The sequence below is a fragment of the Natrinema salaciae genome (genome assembly GCF_900110865.1).
Classification (GTDB): domain Archaea; phylum Halobacteriota; class Halobacteria; order Halobacteriales; family Natrialbaceae; genus Natrinema; species Natrinema salaciae.
On the sequence record NZ_FOFD01000003.1, the window covers coordinates 215,916 to 231,440 of the forward strand.

A 15,525-nucleotide genomic window follows, 5' to 3' on the forward strand; every position below is an offset into this window, starting at 1 on the left:
GGACGGCGATCCTCGGCGAGCGCCGGCGGATCGGTCCGATCGAGCCGACCGATCCCACGCGTCGGCGCGGACCCGTGAACGAACGGTATATCAGTCCCCGCAGAGAAGCGAGCGGGCATGAGAGAGGGGACGGCGTTTTCCACCCTGTACGTCGGCGTTCTCCTCGCGGTTCCGGGCCTGCTGGCCTGGCTGACCGGACGAGCGTTCCTCTTCCCAAGTCTGGGGCCGTCCGCCTTTCTGCTGGCGACGGTTCGCGACGGCGAGGTGACCGCCCCCCGACGGGTGGTCGGTGGCCACTTCATCGGCGTCCTGGCCGGGTTACTCGCGTACCACACCATCGCGCCCGAACTCGGCGTGAGCGTGACCGCGAGCGCGCCGATGCTGGCTACCGACCAGCTCCGGCTCGTCGCCAGCGGCGTTCTCGCCGTCGTCTTGACCTCGGGCGGGATGCTCGCGACCGAGACCGTTCACCCGCCCGCCTGTGCGACGACGCTGATCGTCTCGCTCGGTCTCCTCTCCACGTTCGTCGACGGGGCGCTCATCATGCTCGCCGTCGTCGTCCTCGTCGTCGCACACGAACTCGTCGTCTCCGGGCCGTCGGTCGGCGTCGCCGAACTGCTCGAGCGCTGAGAGCCACCCCATCGGCGACGATCGACGCTCGCACCGCTCTCGGGTAAGAACGAAGATGCGACCCGGAAGTGGGACGCATTCGAGGACTGCGCAGCAATGCGTGTCGTCTAAATGACGCGGTTCTGCAGGTAGTCGAGGTGCTTTGCGTTGTAGACGATCTTGACCTCGTCGGTCTCGGCCGAGCCGATGCAGGTCAGACGGACGTTCTTCTCTTCGACCTCCTCGTCGGAGAGAATCTGCTGCATGTCCATCTCGATCTCGCCCTCGAAGACGATCGCTGCGCAGTTCGCGCAGGCACCGGCGCGACACGAGAACGGCCAGTCGTAGCCCTGGGCCTCGGCGGCCTCGAGGATGTACTCACCCTCGGCGACGTCGAGCGTGCCGTAGTCCTCCTCGTCGAGGCCTGCGTCAGCGGCCTCCGCGAAGAGATCGTCGTCGTCCATGTCCCAGCCCTGGTCGTCCAGTACTTCGTAGTTGAGGTATTCTACCGTGGGCATCACCCTGCGATTCGAGTCCCGCACTGGTATAGCTTGCTGTTCGGTCCTAAATTGTCTTTCAGTGAAAATCGACCAATTCGAAGGAAAGAATGCGCCGGTTCGTTACAAGAACGGTGATCGTGGGGGAGAGAAAAAAGAAATGTACGAACGTATTCGCGAAAACGGCGTCTTCGTTGCCGGGTTCGAAACCGACCGGCCGTCACGACGAGACGGGGAGAACGAACACGTCCGCCAGTCCGGTCGACGCGGCGGGCCAACGAATCCAGAACGCGACGAAACGCGACCGCGTCCGGCTGTCCAGCGGCCGTCTCGAGCACCCCATCGGCGGCCGCCGCACGACCGTGGGAACGGTCTCGAGCGGCTCCCGTGTCGGGAGTCGTCGATCGCTCGAGGATGTCATCGGGCGTGAGGGAGACGAGTCCCGCCGGACGGCAGGGACGGGCACCGATCGAACGACGGCGCGCGGTCCGGTCAGAATCCGAAGATCGGGAGGAATCGAAAGGTGAGATAGGCACCGACCGTCGAGATAGCCGGCACGACGTTCTGCATGAGGATGACGCGGGCCGTCGTCGACGGGTCGAACAGGTCCGACGCCTTCGGAATGTCCTCGACGTCCTCCTCGCCGATCTTGGGGGAGCGTTCGCCCTCTTCCTCGGCGGTCAGTGCGCCGACCGAGACGCGCGTCTCCTCGCCGGCCCGAACGCCCGACAGCGTCGTGGTTCGGGTGGCTCGGCCCCAGCCGAGCCCGACGATGCTCATCGTCGCGATGACGACGAAACTCGCGGGGATGCCGATCGACGAGAGGCCGATGACGATTCCGGAACTGATGACGGCGACGACGATCGCCGCCGTCAGCGGCAGGTTCGTGATGTCGTTGCCGAGTGTGTCGAGCGTGCGGCGGGCGATCGTAAAGCAGCCGACCGCGACCGCCGCCGAGCCGATCAGGATCAGCGGCACCATGTCGACGTCACCGGTGCCGTAGATCGGCGCGATCGCGTTGGCGATGTTGCTCGTCCCCGAGGCAAAGCCCATGAGACAGCCGATCGCGACGACGACGAGCGCGCCGGTGATCTCGCGCCGATCGGCGTTGGCACCGAACTGGAGTCGCGGGGCGATCCCGGATCGATCGATCGTGACCATCGGTCGACCGCCCTGCTTGCTTTCGATGGCGACCCACGCGTTGATCTGCGGATAGAAGTACCGGCCGACGACGCCGGCCACCCAGAACCCGATGATCGGTGCGACGATCCACCAGACGGCGATCTCGCCGAGTTCGTTCCAGTTGAGTTCGCCGGTTGCAAAGCCCAGCGCCGCGATCGCGCCGACAGCGGTCATCGACGTCGAGGCGGGGACGCCGGCGTAGTTGCCGACGAACAGCGCGCCGCCGATGAAGAAGAGCACGGCGACGTTCGAGCGCAGCGTGAAGATGGAGGTGTCGGTAACGAGTTCCTCGCCGAGCGTGGTGACGACCTCCGGACCGATGGTGTACGCCCCGATAAAGAAGAAGATCGACATCAGGCCGGCGGCCATCACCTTCGTGATCACGTTCGCGCCGACGGCCGGCCCGAACGCGGGGCCGGTCGTCGAGCCGCCGATGTTGTAGCCGACGAAGATCGCTGTGAGAATGCCGACGACGAGTAGCGGTTCCGCGTTCACGTCCGGTAGTCACACGGTCCGGTGGTAAAAACGCGACTATTCACGCGTGCTTCGCAGTCGCCACGATGCGGCCGTGCGCGTCCGAACCCGTACGAGCGCAGACGATGCACACGATCCCAAATGTTTCGACGCGTCGTATCGTACCGAACGATATCATGTCGCCACGCGTGCCACCGGTTCGGGAGACCGATCGACCGCAGACCGACCGCCGCCGTTCGTCGCGGCGAACCGCACCGATCGAGAGCGCTTCCGCCGGCTGGCAGCCATGAGACCGGCGCGCGTCGACGCGATCATCGACCTCGCGTACGGGGCCCTGATCTTCATCTCGATCGCGCTGATCGCGACGGTCGATCTCCGCGTCGGGCTGACGTTCGGGCTGGGCGTGTTCGCCTCGTATATCCTCCACGTCGTCTGGAAGATGGCCCGGTTCGATCCGGATTGGATGACACAGGCCGTCGGTGAGAGGGTCGAGCAACAGGTCGAGGACGTCCAGACGCAGGTCGAGGAAACCGTCGAACAGACCGTCGAGGAAACCGTCGAACAGACCGTCGGCGAGACGGTCGAGCAACAGGTCGAGGACGTCCAGACGCGGGTCGAAGCCGTCAACGAGCGGGTCGACCGGCGCCCTCGAGAGGACGAAGTCGAGGAGATCATCGAGGAGTCAGTCGAGGACGAGTCGGGGACCTAGCGGCCGAAACGTCAGCGGACGATGGTCACTGGAATCGATGCCCGCTTCGATACCGTCTCGGCGACGTTTCCGACCAGGAACTGGCGCGTCGCACGGCTCCAATCCTGGCCGTGACTGCCGATGATGACCGCGTCGTACGCTTCGGCACGGTCGATGATGTTTCGAGCCGGATGTCCGATGCCAACGGTCGTTTCGATCTCGCGGTCGCGTTCGGCGGCGATCTCGCGAGCGCGCTCGAAGACGCCCGCGGCGCGCTCGGCGGCGGCGTCGTCGAGGTCGTCCTCGAGCGTGAGCCCCACCGCGTCGCCCATCATCATCGACGGGACGCCGACGACGTGGAGAACGGTGACCTCGGCGTCGGGATTGTTCTCGAGCGCGTACTCGAGGGCGCGACCGGCCTGTTCGGAGTCGTCCATCGGAACCAGAATGTCCGAGAGCATGCAGCGAGCTACGGTAGCCAGTAATGTAAGTTCCCGTTAGGCGACGCCGGGGAGGACCGAGAAGAAGGCGTACGCGAGGATCGTCGACATCGACGGGCCGATGATCCACATGGAGACGTACTTGATGATCGCGTGGGGGTTGAAGAGATCTTCGCCGCGAAGCACGGCTTCGGGCTCGGGTTCGCCGATTTTGGGGGCCGTTTCGTCCGCTTTCTCCTCGGCGACGATGGCACCCATTTTGATCTCGGGGTTCTCCACGTCGCGGGTGACCGCCTCGCGGACCGTGATCGGGCGGGTCGCTCGGCCCCAGCCGATGCCGACGATCGTCATCACGGTCGCCATCACGAGGCTGATCGGGATGCCGGCCCACGAGAGGAGAGTCGTAATCGTCGACGCGGTCACCATGACGAACAGCGCCGCGAGCAGGGGGATGTCGCTCAGCTCGCCGCCGACGGAGTCCATCGTTCGGCGAGCGATCGTGAAGCCGCCGAGTCCGATCGCGAGCGTGGCGACGATGATCGCGGTGTTGGCATCCAGTCCGGCGACGGTACCGACGAGGGGGGCGGCGGCGTTCGGGACGTTGCTCGCGCCGGCGCTGAACGCCATGTAACAGCCGATGACGAGGACGACGACCGTCGTGACGAGTTCCTGCCAGGTCGTGTTCGGACCCAGCACCGGCGTCGGAACCGCTCCCTGGCGATCGAAGCGCAGCAAGGGTCCCTCGGACTTCTCGATCTTCACTCGCCGATTGATCCACGAATAGATGTAGCGCCCGATCAGCACACCGATCCAGAGGCCGATGATCGGCGTCACGACCCACCAGGAGATGATCCCCGCGACCGTCTGGTAATTGAGCGTCCCGGTCGCCAGTCCGAGGCCGGCGATCGCGCCGACGGTCGTCATCGACGTCGGGACGGGGACGCCGAAGACGTTGGCGACGAGCATTCCCAGGCCGATGAAAAAGAGGACGGCGACGCCGGCAGTCAGCGTGAGGTCCGTCGTGATGATCCCCTGACTGAGCGTATCCATCACGTTCCGACCGACGGTCCAACCGCCGAAGAAGACGAAAAACGTCATGACCGCCGCCGCCGTGGTTTTCGTCACGATCCCGGCGCCGACGGACGGTCCCCACGTGATCCCCGTCGACGAACCGCCGATGTTGAACCCGACGAAAATCGACGCGACGACACCGACCAACAGCACGGTTTCGGCCATCGATCGATGGTACGCCGCTGTCCGCCAAATAAGTGGGGGAATCGCGTGATACGTCGTCCGGCTGACACCGATATCTCGCGCTCTCGAGGGCCGATTGCCCGTACAGTGGCGACCGAGGACAGATGCGATAGCTGTCACGTGTCGCTCGGACGATCGGCCGCGTTCCGAGGCAATAGCCGATCCCGGCGATCGCACTGGGGCGAGGGGCCGGACCGTCCCCTGCTCGAGCCGGGGCGGCATCCCGCACGCGCCGATGGTGTCGCCAGCGCGGCAAGGTCGACCGTCTCCGTCGGAGATATCGGCCGTTGCATCGGGGTAGGTGCAACCGGCGATATATCGGTCGTCCCTCAGACGCCCCAGATGAGCGCGATGCCGACCACGGTGACGACCGAGAGGAGCAACTGCAGCGGCGCGCCGATCCGGAAGTAGTCGCTAAAGCGGTAGCCGCCGGGACCGTAGACGAACAGGTTCGTCTGGTAGCCGATCGGTCCCAGGAAGGCCGTGCTCGCGGCGAAGGTAACTGCGAGGACGAACGCGAACGGGTTCGCGCCGATCCCTGCGGCGGCCGCCGCCGCGACCGGGATGAGCAGGACGACGCTGGCGTTGTTGCTGATGACCTCCGTGAGCAACCCGGTCAGGATGTAGAACAGCCAGAGCACGACCAGCGTCGGCAGGAAGCCGGCCGTCTCGACGACCAGGAACGCGAGATAGGCGGCCGCACCGCTTTGCTCGAGTGCGATTCCCAGCGGGATCACCCCGGCGAGCAGGAAGATGATGTCCCACTCGACGGCGTCGTAGAGTTCGTTGGGCTCGAGTACGCCCGTGACGATCATCGCGACGACGCCCGCGAGCGCGGAGATCAGGATCGGATAGATCTCGAGGGCGGCGACGGCGACGACGCCGATCATGATGGCGACGGCGACCGGCGCCTTGTCGGTGCGGTAGTCGGGCCGAGGCGGTTCGCGAGCGACGATCACGTCGTCCCCGCGCGCGAGTCGATCGAGCGTGGCCGGCGGCGCCTGAACGAGCAGCGTATCGCCGACGCCGAGCCGTCGCCCGACGATGCGCTCACCGACGATCTCGCCGCGGCTCCGCAGTCCGAGGACCGCCGCGTCGAACTCCTCGCGAAAGCCCGCCGGGTCGAGTCGCTCGCCGACGAGGCGCGAATCGAGCGAGACGACCAGCTCCGTTAACATGCTCTCGCCCGACGTGGAGAGGGTCGCCTCCCCGCTCGGTCGACCGACCGGCTCGACCCCGTCGGCGTCCTCGAGCGCCGTGATCGCGTCGCGGTCCGTCCGAACGACGAGGACGTCGCCCTCGCTGAGGCCGGTTTCCTGTCGCGGTGCGACGGATCGCTCCCCGTCGTGAACGACCTGCACGACGTCGATATCGGGGCCGAGCGCCGCGCTCGCGTCGCGGACCGTTCCGCCCGCGAGCGGCGAGCCGGGAACGACGGCGACGTCGGCGATGTACTCCCCCACCGCGTACGCCTCGAGGTAGTCCGCACGCGGCGGGACCCGCTCGGGGAGGAGGTAGTGGCCGACGAAGATCAGGTAGAGGGAGCCGACGACGACGACGAGGGCGCCGAGTTTCGTAAACTCGAACATCGAAAACCGGTGGAGTTCGGGATAGGTGGAGCCGAGACGACCGCTGACGTCGCTCGCGAGGATGTTGGTGGAGGTCCCGATGAGCGTGAGCATGCCGCCCAGCTGCGAGGCGTAGGAGAGCGGGATCAACAGCTTCGACGGCGACGTGTTCCCTCTGTTCGCGACGTCGATGACGACGGGGACCAGCAGCGCGACGACCGGCGTGTTGTTCAGGAAGCCGGAGACGGGGCTGGTCACGCCGACGGTCGCGAACAACTGCTTTCGGAGGCTCTCGCCGGCGAAGCCGGCCATCCGGCGGCCGAGCACCTGGACGAGTCCCGTTCGGCTGATGCCGCCGCTCAGGATCAGCATCGCCAGGACGGTGATCGTCGCTTCGTTCGCGAACCCGGAGATACCGGTCTCGGGGTCGACGCCCGTCCAGGGCTCGAGCACCACCAGCACGACGATCAGGAGGATCGCGGTCACGTCGATCGGCAGCCGCTCGGTGAGAAAGAGGACGAGCGCGAGGCCGACGACGCCGAAGACGACGAACATGTCCGTCGTCGCGTCGGGTTGCGTGGGAGTCGTTTGTGCGAGAAAATCGCACGCCGCCAGCGGCATGCATCGACCCACACCGGCCCCACATGTACCAATTCTGTTGAGAATGGGAACAGTGTCGCGGCGATGTCGGTCGGCGAAACCGTCGCCTTTACTCGCGCCGGCCCCGCGGATTCGAGTATGAACACCGATGCGAGCGAGGAATTCGAGGCGTTCGAAGTGATTCCGGCAGTCGACATCCAGGACGGGGAGGTCGTCCAGCTCGTGCAGGGGGAACGCGGCACGGAGAAGACCTACGGCGATCCCGTAGAGGCCGCCCGCCGATGGATCGACGCCGGTGCCGGGACGCTCCACCTCGTCGATCTCGACGGCGCGTTCGAGGGCGAACGGCGGAACGCCGACGCCATCGACGCGGTCCTCGAGACCGCCGACGTCCCCACGCAACTGGGCGGCGGGATCCGCACCGCCGACGACGCCGTCGACCTGCTCGAGCGCGGCGTCGACCGCGTCATCCTCGGTACTGCGGCGGTCGACGATCCCGACATCGTCGCCGAGATCAGCGAGTCGTACCCGGACAGCGTCGTCGTCAGCCTCGACGCGAAAGACGGCGAGGTCGTGGTCGAAGGGTGGACCGAGGGGGCCGGGATCTCCCCCGTCGAAGCCGCCGAGCGATACGCGGACCTCGGTGCCGCCGCGATCCTCTTCACCAACGTCGACGTCGAGGGGCAACTCGAGGGCGTCGCGACCGAGCCGGTCCGCGAACTGGTCGACGCGACCGACATCCCCGTGATCGCCAGCGGGGGCGTCGCGACCCTCGAGGACGTGCGGGCGCTCGAGGACGCCGGCGCGGCAGCGGTCGTCGTCGGCAGCGCGCTCTACGAGGGCAACTTCACGCTCGCGGACGCGCAGGCCGCAGTCGATGACGTCTGACTGGCGGAGTTCGGCGATCCGGCGAACCGAACACAGTATCGTCGGGAGAACATCGCGAAACAGCCGAACGCGGCCCAGTGGTATCCGTTACCGGACCATCGAAAGAAAGTAGTTCCAATCGGAACACGAATCGAGAGATGACGAGTGTTTGTGATCTCACATCCGACGATGCACAGGCGCTGACCGCACTATACGAGGACTACGAGTGGTGGGCTGACCGCGACGTGAGCGACGTCCGCGAAGCGCTCGCCAACACGGAGGTCGCCGTCGCGGACTCGAGGAAGACGGCGAACTCGTCGCCGCAGCGCGGGTCCTGACCGACTACACGTATTACGCGAACGTCTTCGATGTCATCGTCGCTGCCGACCGTCGGGGTCAGGGAGTCGGCGAAATCCTGCTGGAAGCCGTCGTCGATCATCCCGGTCTTCAAGACGTCGTTGGCCTCTCGTTGCTCTGCCGTCGCGGCCTGATTCCTTACTACGAGACCGTCGGATTCGAACGCTTCGACCCCGAAACCGAGATTCCGGAAGGGGGTACCGAAGAGATGGTCCGAATGACCTACACGCAGAGCGAGTGAGCCACGCGACTGCCAGGCATCTGGTCAGTCGTCGTGGCCGAAGTACGAGGACTCGAGCGGCGACGCGAGGGACTCAGCCGTCGTAACCGTGACCGACGTAGAGGGCAAAGACGTTGGCCACCAGCAACGTGACGAATGCCACTATGACGGTTGGATCGCCGAGCCCCTGTGTGAGGAGGGGAAGGTACACGAAGGGCAACGCGATAGCGGCCCAGAACGAGAGGAACTGGACCGGTCCTTTGAGCGAGCGGACGATCCGGTCGTAGTACTCGCGGTGGGGCTCCGTCTCGGGGCTCGACGGAGTGATCGATTCGTTCGAAAGGGGGGAGGGGTTGGACATTGGGCGGGGCACCTCTTCTCGAGTACGACATTCAGCCACCACATCATATAATAGGCTGAAAATTGGCGTCGTTTCGGACCGTTTCACCCGCTGTAACCATAGCCAAACAACATTTTTCGACGGTTCAGAAACAGTTAGACGTTTTATAACCTATTCTGAGCCGTTTTTCCGAAACTGGGGCGAAACGGGCGGAATTCGGTCGACGAACACCCGCGATCGGATCGCCGACGGCGACGAGCGGAATGCCCTTGTACCGGGGGCGGCATGGCTCTCTCATGAGCGAGCGAGCGGCGACTGTCACGCGCGAAACGGCCGAGACGACGATCGAGTGTACGCTCGAGATCGACGGCAGCGGCACGGCCGCGATCGACACCGGCGTCGGCTTCTTCGATCACATGCTGACGTCGTTCACCAAACACGGCCTGTTCGACCTCGAGGTCGAGTGCGACGGCGACCTCGAGATCGACGACCATCACACGGTCGAGGACGTGGCGATCGTGCTGGGGGAGGCTCTCGACGAGGCGCTGGGCGACCGGTCGGGAATCGTCCGGTACGCCGACCGACGGGTTCCGCTGGACGAGGCCGTCGCGGGTGCCGTCGTCGACGTAAGCGGCCGCCCGCGCTTCTACTTCGACGGGAGCTTCTCGCAGGCGCAGATCGGGGAGTTCACCAGCGACATGGCGCGTCACTTCGGCGAGTCGCTGGCGATGAACGCCGGCCTCACCGTACACCTCGAGGTGACCGGCGAGAACGCCCACCACGAGGTCGAGGCGCTGTTCAAGGCGCTCGCCCGGAGCCTCGACGACGCGACGCGGCTCGACGAGCGGCGGGAGGGGACGCCGAGTACGAAGGGGACGCTGTAATCGTCGGTCGGCGGACGCGACTCGCTACGCGCGGTGGAGCATCTCTCGTTTCTGGTCGAACTCGTCGTTTTCGACCGCGTAGTTGACGATCGCCTCGACCTCGTCGTCCTCGAGATCGTAGGCACCCGCGGCGAGTTCCTCGACGGCACTGCGTTGCATGGGAAACTCGCGGTTTCGAAGGAGTCGGACGACCTTGTTGTAGGCCCTCGGCGGGCGCTCCGGAACCGCCGACGACTCGGCAGTTGACTCCTCGTCGACAGCGGCCGTCTCAGCCGAGTCGGACGGCGTCTCCGCCGCAGTTGCATCCGCCGAGTCGGACGGTGTCTCCGCCGCGGTTGCATCCGCCGAGTCGGACGGCGTCTCCGCCGCCGAACCGGACGCCGCCTCCGCTTCTACCTCCGCCTCTGCCGCGTCCACTAACTCGGCGACTTCCGCCGAATCGACCCCGTCGTCGTCCGTCCGCTCGTCTCGTTCGAAGGTGATACCGTCGTCGAGTAGCGACTCGGAATCCGATCCAGCGTCGGATTCGACACCGACCGTGGCTTCGGCCTCGGCGGTCGCATCGGCGCTCGTCGACTCGACCGTGTCCGAGTCAGGTGACCGATCCGAACCAGTCACGGCCGGGCTATCCGAGCCATTCGAGCTCGCCGAACCGGCCGCGTCCGATCGGTTCCGCGTCGGTTCGTCGGCCGCAACGGGGGCCGTGCTGTCACCGTCGCCGTCCCCGGCGTCGGTCGCGTCTCGAGACCGGTCCGCGGACTCGCGCCCGGTCTCGGCACCGACGCGGGCGAGCAACGGTTCGAGCAGCACCTCGAGTCGCTCCTTGCAGTCGGGACAGCAGACGACGCGGCGCTGTTCGGTCTCGGTCGGGTCGAGTTCTGGCGGGACGATTTCGAACGTACCGACGGCCTCGTCGGCGCAGAAATCACAGCTCCGGAGTTCGCGCATAGTATCGGCTCTCACTGCGACGGTAAAAAAGCATCCGTCAAACGGCAATGGAGACCGGCCGGATGCGACTCGCGCTCGAGAGGCGGGGGAACGACACCGAGCGAAACCGATCACCGGACATTATACCGGAGCGTCCGTACACCCCTCAACGAATGTTCGACGAAATCATGAAAAAGTTCGAGGGATCGCCGAGTCAGCAGGCCGTCATCCGACTGCTACTCGAGCGGGGCTTCTCCGTCAACGACGACGGGCGAGTCGTCTCCGGCGGGATCGAGATTCCGAACACGGGGATCGCCCGCGAGATCGGCGTCGACCGACGGGTCGTCGACTCGACGACCGACGTCATCCTCGACGACCCCGAACTGCGCCGAATTTTCCAGAACATCTCGCAGGTACCGAGCCTGATGGATCTGGCACCGGTGCTCGACCTGACGGTGCTCTCCATCGAGGTGATCGACGCGGAGCGGAAGGGGATCGTCGCCAAGGTCACGGGAACGCTGGCCGAACACGGCATCTCGATTCGCCAGACGATCAGCGAGGACCCCGAGTTCACCGACGAACCCCGGCTCTACCTGATCACCGACGAGGAGTTGCCGGGCGAGGTGATCACCGCGCTTCGCGACATCGAGTTCGTCCGGAAGATCGAAATTCAGTGATGGCGGCTCAGTCGTCGCTCTCTCCCGCGACGTCGACGGTGTCCGCGAAGTCGTCGAGCACCGACTCGAGCGCGCTCGTGAGCTCCTCGAACCGCTCCATCGACATGTCGTCGGTCGTCACCCAGACGCCGTGCGGGCCGCGAATGACCCGCGACAGGTAGCCGTTCTCGAACATTCGGATCGTCGCCTGATACTCGCCGAGTTGCGTGTTCCGGTAGGCCGACTGCGAACGAAAGCCCAGCCGCTCGTGTTCGGCGAAGCCGATCAGATCCGCGGTCTGTTCCAGATCCGAGCGGAGGTACAGCTGCTCCACGTCGTCCTCGGTGAAGTAGGTGATACTGCGCAGTTCGTCTCCGACCGTCGTCCGGCAGACGCTGTGGATCTCGCTCGCGAGTTCGGAGTCGATAGTCTCGCCGTCCATGTGTGCACATAACACACGGAATGACAATAGCGTACGGGTCGGGGCGAAATGCCCGTCCCGTGCGGGCCCGGACGACGCGCCACCGGGTACCTGCCGTTCCCGGCTCGAACCGGCCGCGGGCGACCGACGGTCTCTTTTCACCGGCCGCAGTACCACGAGCATGGCCAGCCTCGAGCGACGACGTCGACGGCGAACGGCGGCGGGTGAACGGCCGTGAATCGGACGTATCGAACCGTCTCGGAGCCGGCCACCGCCGAGTTCGTCGTCCAAGGGTCGGAGTTCATCGGTCACGTCCGGCCCGTCGAAACCGTCGACGCGGCCGAGGCGTTCGTCGACGCCGTCCGCGAGGAGTACGCCGACGCGACCCACAACGTCCCCGCCTATCGGGTCCGGGACGGCCCCGACGGGGAGTTCCTGCGCGAGTACTCGAGCGACGACGGCGAACCGTCCGGTTCGGCCGGGAAACCGGCGCTGAACGTGCTCAGCCAGCAGGACCTCGAGAACTGCGCGATCGTCGTCACGCGCTACTACGGCGGGACGAACCTCGGGGTCGGCGGCCTCGTCCGCGCCTACTCCCGCGCGGTGAAAGAAGGCGTCGAGGAAGCCGGGATCGTCGAAGCGCGACCCCACGAACGCGTCTCGATCACCGTCGAGTACGACGACTCGGGGACCGTCCGCTCGATCCTCGAGAGCGAGGGCTACGAGTTCGAAGCCGACTACGAAACCGTCGTCAGGTTCGACGTTCGCGTCCCGCTGGCCGACGGCGAGTCGCTGCGGGATCGGATCCGGAGCGCGACGAGCGGCCGGGCCGACCTCGAGTGATCGGCGGGACGTAGCGACCGCGGGGCAGCCGCCCGGTCGCCTCTCATCCGGCAGAAACGGCCGGGCCGTTGGTCGGCAGTTGCCGTTCGATTTCCGCCCGCACGGCCTCGATATCGGGGAGTTCGTCGCGGTCGAAGCGAACGTCGAACGCACCGCGATCTAGCACGAGTTCGCCCTCGCGAACCCGGACGTGCGAGACGTCGGTCCACGGGACGAGCGATCGCGCGTACGGCCGTTGCGTGACGAGACCGGCCTCGTGAACGCGGATTTCGGGGGTCGATCCCCGCGATCCGATCCGCCATCGACCCTCGGCGATGCCGCTGCACGCCCAGAGGATCGCCAGCCCCGTCCACGCGATCGACTGGACCCAGTTACCGCTGCCGGCGCTGCCGACGGCCAACAGGAGCCACGTCGCGAGAAGGAGCGCGTCCAGTCGGGGGCTGCTCGGCGGCTCCCACTGCCAGACGGCGACGGGGTCGTCGCCGGTAACGGCGTCCACGTAGCGGGTCCGCGCCAGCCACTGCAGGAGCGCGCCGGCGATGGCGACGGCGAGAAAGGCGACGAGTGCGACCGGCTGGAATCGTGGCTCGAGGGGGGCGACCAGCGACGCGACGACTCCCAATCCCAGCGGGGCGGCGAGGAGAACGAGCGCCGCCCGCCGACGTCGGGTTCGGCCGAGCCGTACCGCGAACCCGCGAACGCGCCTCGTGAGGCCGACGCCGACGAGACAGCCACCCGAGAACGCGACGACTGATGCGCCGAGAACGGCGGTCGACGGCGCGTCCGTCAGTGCCACGACGGCCGCCGCGAGTCCCGCGACGAGAGCTCCGGCGTAGCCACCGAACGCGAGTCGAAGCCGCGTATCCGCCGTCCCGGCGTCGCGGTCGTCGACGGCGATCGGGTCGGTCGAACGACGATCGGACATGGATATCCGTTCTGCCTCCCGGAACAAAATTGTATCTGTGGTGACAACGGAAATACACGCCATCCGGCTCGGCGACGGCGATCGTTGACGTTCGTCCGACGCCGCTCGTTTTTCGGTACCGATCACGTCGCGACCTGCACAGGCGTACGGGACGACGGGGCTTCGCAGCGAGAGGCCCGCCCCAATCGGCCGACCAGAGCGAATCGAAACGCCGTCCGAGCGGCGTCGGGTGAGCGGTTCGTCTGGACCGAATGGCGGAACATTCACCCGATGGGAGCGGGGTTCGACCGGAAACGAGGGGGTTGCAGGCAGCACCGATATCGACGTCCCGCCCGTCCACTCGATATGGACAGAAACGTCTGTGATTTCGATCGCCTCGGTCGCCTCGTCATCGCGGCGGCGTTGCTGCTGGCCGGCTATCGACATCGGGAGCGAACGATCGGCGCACTGTCGTTTATCGCCGGCAGCGACATCCTCGCGACTGCAGTCATTCAGCGATGTCCGGTGAACGCGCTGCTGGGAATCGATACCTGCGGGACGGATCAGTAGCTGTCCCGGGAGCGCCGTGAACGGGGATGCTCGAGACCCGCCGATCGCTCACGCGTCGGGCTCGTACGGTGCTACGTCGTCGACCGAGGGAGCCCCGATCGCGAGCACCGAGACCGATTCGTCGGCGTCCTCGGGGTTGTACGCTCGATGGGGCGACTCGGGCTGGGCCGCGAACATCGACCCCTCCGTGACCACGAGTGCTCCCTCGGGCGTCTCGACGTGGAGCGTTCCCGAGAGGACGAGGAACGCCTCCTCCTGGGTCTCGTGAACGTGATAGGCCAGCGGTAACTGCTCGCCCGGCTCCGCGTCGAACCGATTGATCGCGACGTTGTCCAGCCCGGCCGCCTCGCCCAGGCGACGGAGGTCGCAGGGTCGGTCATCGACTCGCTCGAGGTCGTCAGGATCGACGACGCTGTACTCCATGGGACTCGGTTCGGGTCGATCCGCAAAAGTCCGTCGGCGCTCGGCTGTACCGTGACAGGTCGGCGAGACGATCCGCTCAGGTCGTCCGGAAGGCCCGGTCTCCGGCGTCGCCGAGGCCCGGAACGATGAAGCCGTCGTCGTCGAGGCGGTCGTCGATCGAGACCGTCAGCAGGTCGGCCACGTCGAACTCCTCGTTGACGCGGAGCAGTCCCTCCGGTGCCGACACCGCCGAGAGCACGATCAGGTTCTCCGGCTGCGTCGCGTTCTCGACGACGTGCTCCAGCACGGTACACATCGTGCTCCCCGTCGCGAGCATCGGATCCGCGATGATGACCGTGTCCTCCTCGTGGATCTCGGGCAGTTTCACGTAGTCGACCGAGATGGGGAACGAGCCATCCTCGGCCCGGCCGGCTTCCTCGTCGCGACTCGCGCTGATGACGCCCTGTCGCGCTCGCGGGAACGCCTTCAACAGCCCCTCGACGAACGGCGTCGCGGCCCGTAAGACGTTGATGATGACCACGTCGTCGAGCCCGCGGACGCGCTCGCCCATCGTCTGCTCGAGCGGCGTCTCGATCTCGACGTACTCGGTCTCCATTCGGCCGTCGATGATCTCGTAGCCGCAGATCCGGCCGAGTTTGACCAGCCCCTTCCGAAAGCTGACCTGCTCGGTCTCGACGTCGCGCAGGCGCGAGAGCGTGTCCTTCGCCAGTGCATGCGTAATGAGATAGGCGTTGTCCCGGTCTTCGATCGGCATACCCGTATGGCCACCCGCCGGGTAGTTCACAGTATCGATCCTCCAGA

The 15,525-nt window shown here is 66.2% G+C and carries 20 protein-coding genes; 9 read left to right on the forward strand and 11 right to left on the reverse strand.

Features of this window, described 5'->3' with window-relative positions:
• Positions 1-117 precede the first annotated feature (117 nt).
• Entirely contained in the window at positions 118-630 is a 513-nt protein-coding gene (locus BMX07_RS10460) for an HPP family protein (protein ID WP_090617529.1), read from the forward strand.
• Between the two features lie 107 nt (positions 631-737).
• Here the strand turns inward: BMX07_RS10460 and fer are convergent, their stop codons facing one another.
• A complete protein-coding gene (fer, locus tag BMX07_RS10465) occupies positions 738-1,127 on the reverse strand; it encodes a ferredoxin Fer (protein WP_090617531.1) in 390 nt (129 codons plus the stop codon).
• A 471-nt stretch (positions 1,128-1,598) separates the two neighbouring features.
• Positions 1,599-2,783 (reverse strand): inorganic phosphate transporter, encoded by a 1,185-nt coding sequence (locus tag BMX07_RS10475; RefSeq protein WP_090617534.1) that lies wholly within the window; start codon positions 2,781-2,783, stop codon positions 1,599-1,601.
• A 265-nt stretch (positions 2,784-3,048) separates the two neighbouring features.
• Here BMX07_RS10475 and BMX07_RS10480 point away from each other — a divergent pair, with 265 nt between their 5' ends.
• Positions 3,049-3,471 carry a hypothetical protein gene (locus BMX07_RS10480; RefSeq protein ID WP_090618414.1) on the forward strand — a complete coding sequence of 141 codons (423 nt, stop codon included), beginning with the start codon at positions 3,049-3,051 and terminating at the stop codon, positions 3,469-3,471.
• Between the two features lie 11 nt (positions 3,472-3,482).
• Here the strand turns inward: BMX07_RS10480 and BMX07_RS10485 are convergent, their stop codons facing one another.
• The 3 genes from BMX07_RS10485 to BMX07_RS10495 all read right to left on the reverse strand — a co-directional run bounded on the left by BMX07_RS10485 (position 3,483) and on the right by BMX07_RS10495 (position 7,333).
• Positions 3,483-3,911 carry a universal stress protein gene (locus BMX07_RS10485; RefSeq protein ID WP_090617536.1) on the reverse strand — a complete coding sequence of 143 codons (429 nt, stop codon included), beginning with the start codon at positions 3,909-3,911 and terminating at the stop codon, positions 3,483-3,485.
• A 36-nt stretch (positions 3,912-3,947) separates the two neighbouring features.
• Positions 3,948-5,126 (reverse strand): inorganic phosphate transporter, encoded by a 1,179-nt coding sequence (locus BMX07_RS10490; RefSeq protein ID WP_090617538.1) that lies wholly within the window; start codon positions 5,124-5,126, stop codon positions 3,948-3,950.
• Positions 5,127-5,473: 347 nt separating this feature from the next.
• Complete coding sequence (locus BMX07_RS10495; RefSeq protein ID WP_090617539.1) at positions 5,474-7,333, reverse strand: SLC13 family permease; 1,860 nt, start codon at positions 7,331-7,333, stop codon at positions 5,474-5,476.
• A 117-nt stretch (positions 7,334-7,450) separates the two neighbouring features.
• Here BMX07_RS10495 and hisA point away from each other — a divergent pair, with 117 nt between their 5' ends.
• The 3 genes from hisA to BMX07_RS25095 all read left to right on the forward strand — a co-directional run bounded on the left by hisA (position 7,451) and on the right by BMX07_RS25095 (position 8,777).
• Positions 7,451-8,200, forward strand: a complete 750-nt coding sequence (gene hisA, locus BMX07_RS10500; RefSeq protein WP_090618415.1) for a 1-(5-phosphoribosyl)-5-[(5-phosphoribosylamino)methylideneamino]imidazole-4-carboxamide isomerase — start codon at positions 7,451-7,453, stop codon at positions 8,198-8,200.
• Positions 8,201-8,337: 137 nt separating this feature from the next.
• The gene (locus tag BMX07_RS25090) at positions 8,338-8,517 is read left to right on the forward strand and encodes a hypothetical protein (RefSeq protein WP_245742094.1); all 180 of its coding nucleotides are present in this window, start codon (positions 8,338-8,340) and stop codon (positions 8,515-8,517) included.
• Positions 8,514-8,777, forward strand: coding sequence for a GNAT family N-acetyltransferase (locus BMX07_RS25095; RefSeq protein WP_342708175.1), 264 nt, complete (start codon positions 8,514-8,516; stop codon positions 8,775-8,777). Before BMX07_RS25090 ends, BMX07_RS25095 begins: the two co-directional genes overlap by 4 nt.
• Positions 8,778-8,850: 73 nt before the next feature.
• On the opposite strand, the gene BMX07_RS10510 is transcribed toward BMX07_RS25095, so the two are convergent.
• Positions 8,851-9,117 (reverse strand): DUF8028 family protein, encoded by a 267-nt coding sequence (locus BMX07_RS10510; protein WP_090617541.1) that lies wholly within the window; start codon positions 9,115-9,117, stop codon positions 8,851-8,853.
• 275 nt (positions 9,118-9,392) lie between these two features.
• Here BMX07_RS10510 and hisB point away from each other — a divergent pair, with 275 nt between their 5' ends.
• Positions 9,393-9,980 carry an imidazoleglycerol-phosphate dehydratase HisB gene (gene hisB / locus BMX07_RS10515; RefSeq protein ID WP_090617542.1) on the forward strand — a complete coding sequence of 196 codons (588 nt, stop codon included), beginning with the start codon at positions 9,393-9,395 and terminating at the stop codon, positions 9,978-9,980.
• Between the two features lie 24 nt (positions 9,981-10,004).
• Here the strand turns inward: hisB and BMX07_RS10520 are convergent, their stop codons facing one another.
• Complete coding sequence (locus tag BMX07_RS10520) at positions 10,005-10,928, reverse strand: hypothetical protein (RefSeq protein ID WP_090617544.1); 924 nt, start codon at positions 10,926-10,928, stop codon at positions 10,005-10,007.
• 152 nt (positions 10,929-11,080) lie between these two features.
• On the opposite strand from BMX07_RS10520, the gene BMX07_RS10525 reads away from it, so the two are divergent.
• Positions 11,081-11,584: a TrpY family transcription regulator gene (locus BMX07_RS10525; protein ID WP_090618416.1), complete on the forward strand. Its 504-nt coding sequence runs from the start codon at positions 11,081-11,083 to the stop codon at positions 11,582-11,584.
• 7 nt (positions 11,585-11,591) lie between these two features.
• Here BMX07_RS10525 and BMX07_RS10530 read toward each other — a convergent pair whose 3' ends face one another.
• On the reverse strand, positions 11,592-12,005 hold the full coding sequence (locus tag BMX07_RS10530) for a DUF7522 family protein (RefSeq protein WP_090617545.1): 414 nt from the start codon (positions 12,003-12,005) through the stop codon (positions 11,592-11,594).
• Positions 12,006-12,218: 213 nt separating this feature from the next.
• Between BMX07_RS10530 and BMX07_RS10535 the strand changes: the two genes are divergently transcribed.
• Positions 12,219-12,827, forward strand: coding sequence for an IMPACT family protein (locus tag BMX07_RS10535; RefSeq protein ID WP_090617547.1), 609 nt, complete (start codon positions 12,219-12,221; stop codon positions 12,825-12,827).
• Positions 12,828-12,870: 43 nt separating this feature from the next.
• On the opposite strand, the gene BMX07_RS10540 is transcribed toward BMX07_RS10535, so the two are convergent.
• Positions 12,871-13,752 carry a hypothetical protein gene (locus BMX07_RS10540; RefSeq protein ID WP_245742095.1) on the reverse strand — a complete coding sequence of 294 codons (882 nt, stop codon included), beginning with the start codon at positions 13,750-13,752 and terminating at the stop codon, positions 12,871-12,873.
• A gap of 345 nt (positions 13,753-14,097) precedes the next feature.
• Between BMX07_RS10540 and BMX07_RS10545 the strand changes: the two genes are divergently transcribed.
• Positions 14,098-14,301: a YgaP family membrane protein gene (locus tag BMX07_RS10545; protein WP_090617549.1), complete on the forward strand. Its 204-nt coding sequence runs from the start codon at positions 14,098-14,100 to the stop codon at positions 14,299-14,301.
• 48 nt (positions 14,302-14,349) lie between these two features.
• Here the strand turns inward: BMX07_RS10545 and BMX07_RS10550 are convergent, their stop codons facing one another.
• Together BMX07_RS10550 and upp are read right to left on the reverse strand one after the other, a co-directional pair.
• Positions 14,350-14,724, reverse strand: coding sequence for a cupin domain-containing protein (locus BMX07_RS10550; RefSeq protein WP_090617550.1), 375 nt, complete (start codon positions 14,722-14,724; stop codon positions 14,350-14,352).
• Positions 14,725-14,800: 76 nt separating this feature from the next.
• Positions 14,801-15,478 carry a uracil phosphoribosyltransferase gene (upp, locus tag BMX07_RS10555; RefSeq protein WP_090617552.1) on the reverse strand — a complete coding sequence of 226 codons (678 nt, stop codon included), beginning with the start codon at positions 15,476-15,478 and terminating at the stop codon, positions 14,801-14,803.
• Positions 15,479-15,525: the final 47 nt, after the last annotated feature.

Bases quoted from the DNA above. Each gene is read 5' to 3' on its own strand.
- BMX07_RS10510 (WP_090617541.1), bottom strand. From the start codon at position 9,117: ATGTCCAACCCCTCCCCCCTTTCGAACGAATCGATCACTCCGTCGAGC.
- BMX07_RS10525 (WP_090618416.1), top strand. From the start codon at position 11,081: ATGTTCGACGAAATCATGAAAAAGTTCGAGGGATCGCCGAGTCAGCAG.
- BMX07_RS10480 (WP_090618414.1), top strand. From the start codon at position 3,049: ATGAGACCGGCGCGCGTCGACGCGATCATCGACCTCGCGTACGGGGCC.
- hisB (WP_090617542.1), top strand. From the start codon at position 9,393: ATGAGCGAGCGAGCGGCGACTGTCACGCGCGAAACGGCCGAGACGACG.
- BMX07_RS10540 (WP_245742095.1), bottom strand. From the start codon at position 13,752: ATGTCCGATCGTCGTTCGACCGACCCGATCGCCGTCGACGACCGCGAC.
- BMX07_RS10495 (WP_090617539.1), bottom strand. From the start codon at position 7,333: ATGCCGCTGGCGGCGTGCGATTTTCTCGCACAAACGACTCCCACGCAA.
- upp (WP_090617552.1), bottom strand. From the start codon at position 15,478: ATGCCGATCGAAGACCGGGACAACGCCTATCTCATTACGCATGCACTG.
- BMX07_RS10550 (WP_090617550.1), bottom strand. From the start codon at position 14,724: ATGGAGTACAGCGTCGTCGATCCTGACGACCTCGAGCGAGTCGATGAC.
- BMX07_RS10490 (WP_090617538.1), bottom strand. From the start codon at position 5,126: ATGGCCGAAACCGTGCTGTTGGTCGGTGTCGTCGCGTCGATTTTCGTC.
- BMX07_RS10520 (WP_090617544.1), bottom strand. From the start codon at position 10,928: ATGCGCGAACTCCGGAGCTGTGATTTCTGCGCCGACGAGGCCGTCGGT.
- BMX07_RS10545 (WP_090617549.1), top strand. From the start codon at position 14,098: ATGGACAGAAACGTCTGTGATTTCGATCGCCTCGGTCGCCTCGTCATC.
- BMX07_RS10460 (WP_090617529.1), top strand. From the start codon at position 118: ATGAGAGAGGGGACGGCGTTTTCCACCCTGTACGTCGGCGTTCTCCTC.
- hisA (WP_090618415.1), top strand. From the start codon at position 7,451: ATGAACACCGATGCGAGCGAGGAATTCGAGGCGTTCGAAGTGATTCCG.
- BMX07_RS10485 (WP_090617536.1), bottom strand. From the start codon at position 3,911: ATGCTCTCGGACATTCTGGTTCCGATGGACGACTCCGAACAGGCCGGT.
- fer (WP_090617531.1), bottom strand. From the start codon at position 1,127: ATGCCCACGGTAGAATACCTCAACTACGAAGTACTGGACGACCAGGGC.
- BMX07_RS25090 (WP_245742094.1), top strand. From the start codon at position 8,338: ATGACGAGTGTTTGTGATCTCACATCCGACGATGCACAGGCGCTGACC.
- BMX07_RS10530 (WP_090617545.1), bottom strand. From the start codon at position 12,005: ATGGACGGCGAGACTATCGACTCCGAACTCGCGAGCGAGATCCACAGC.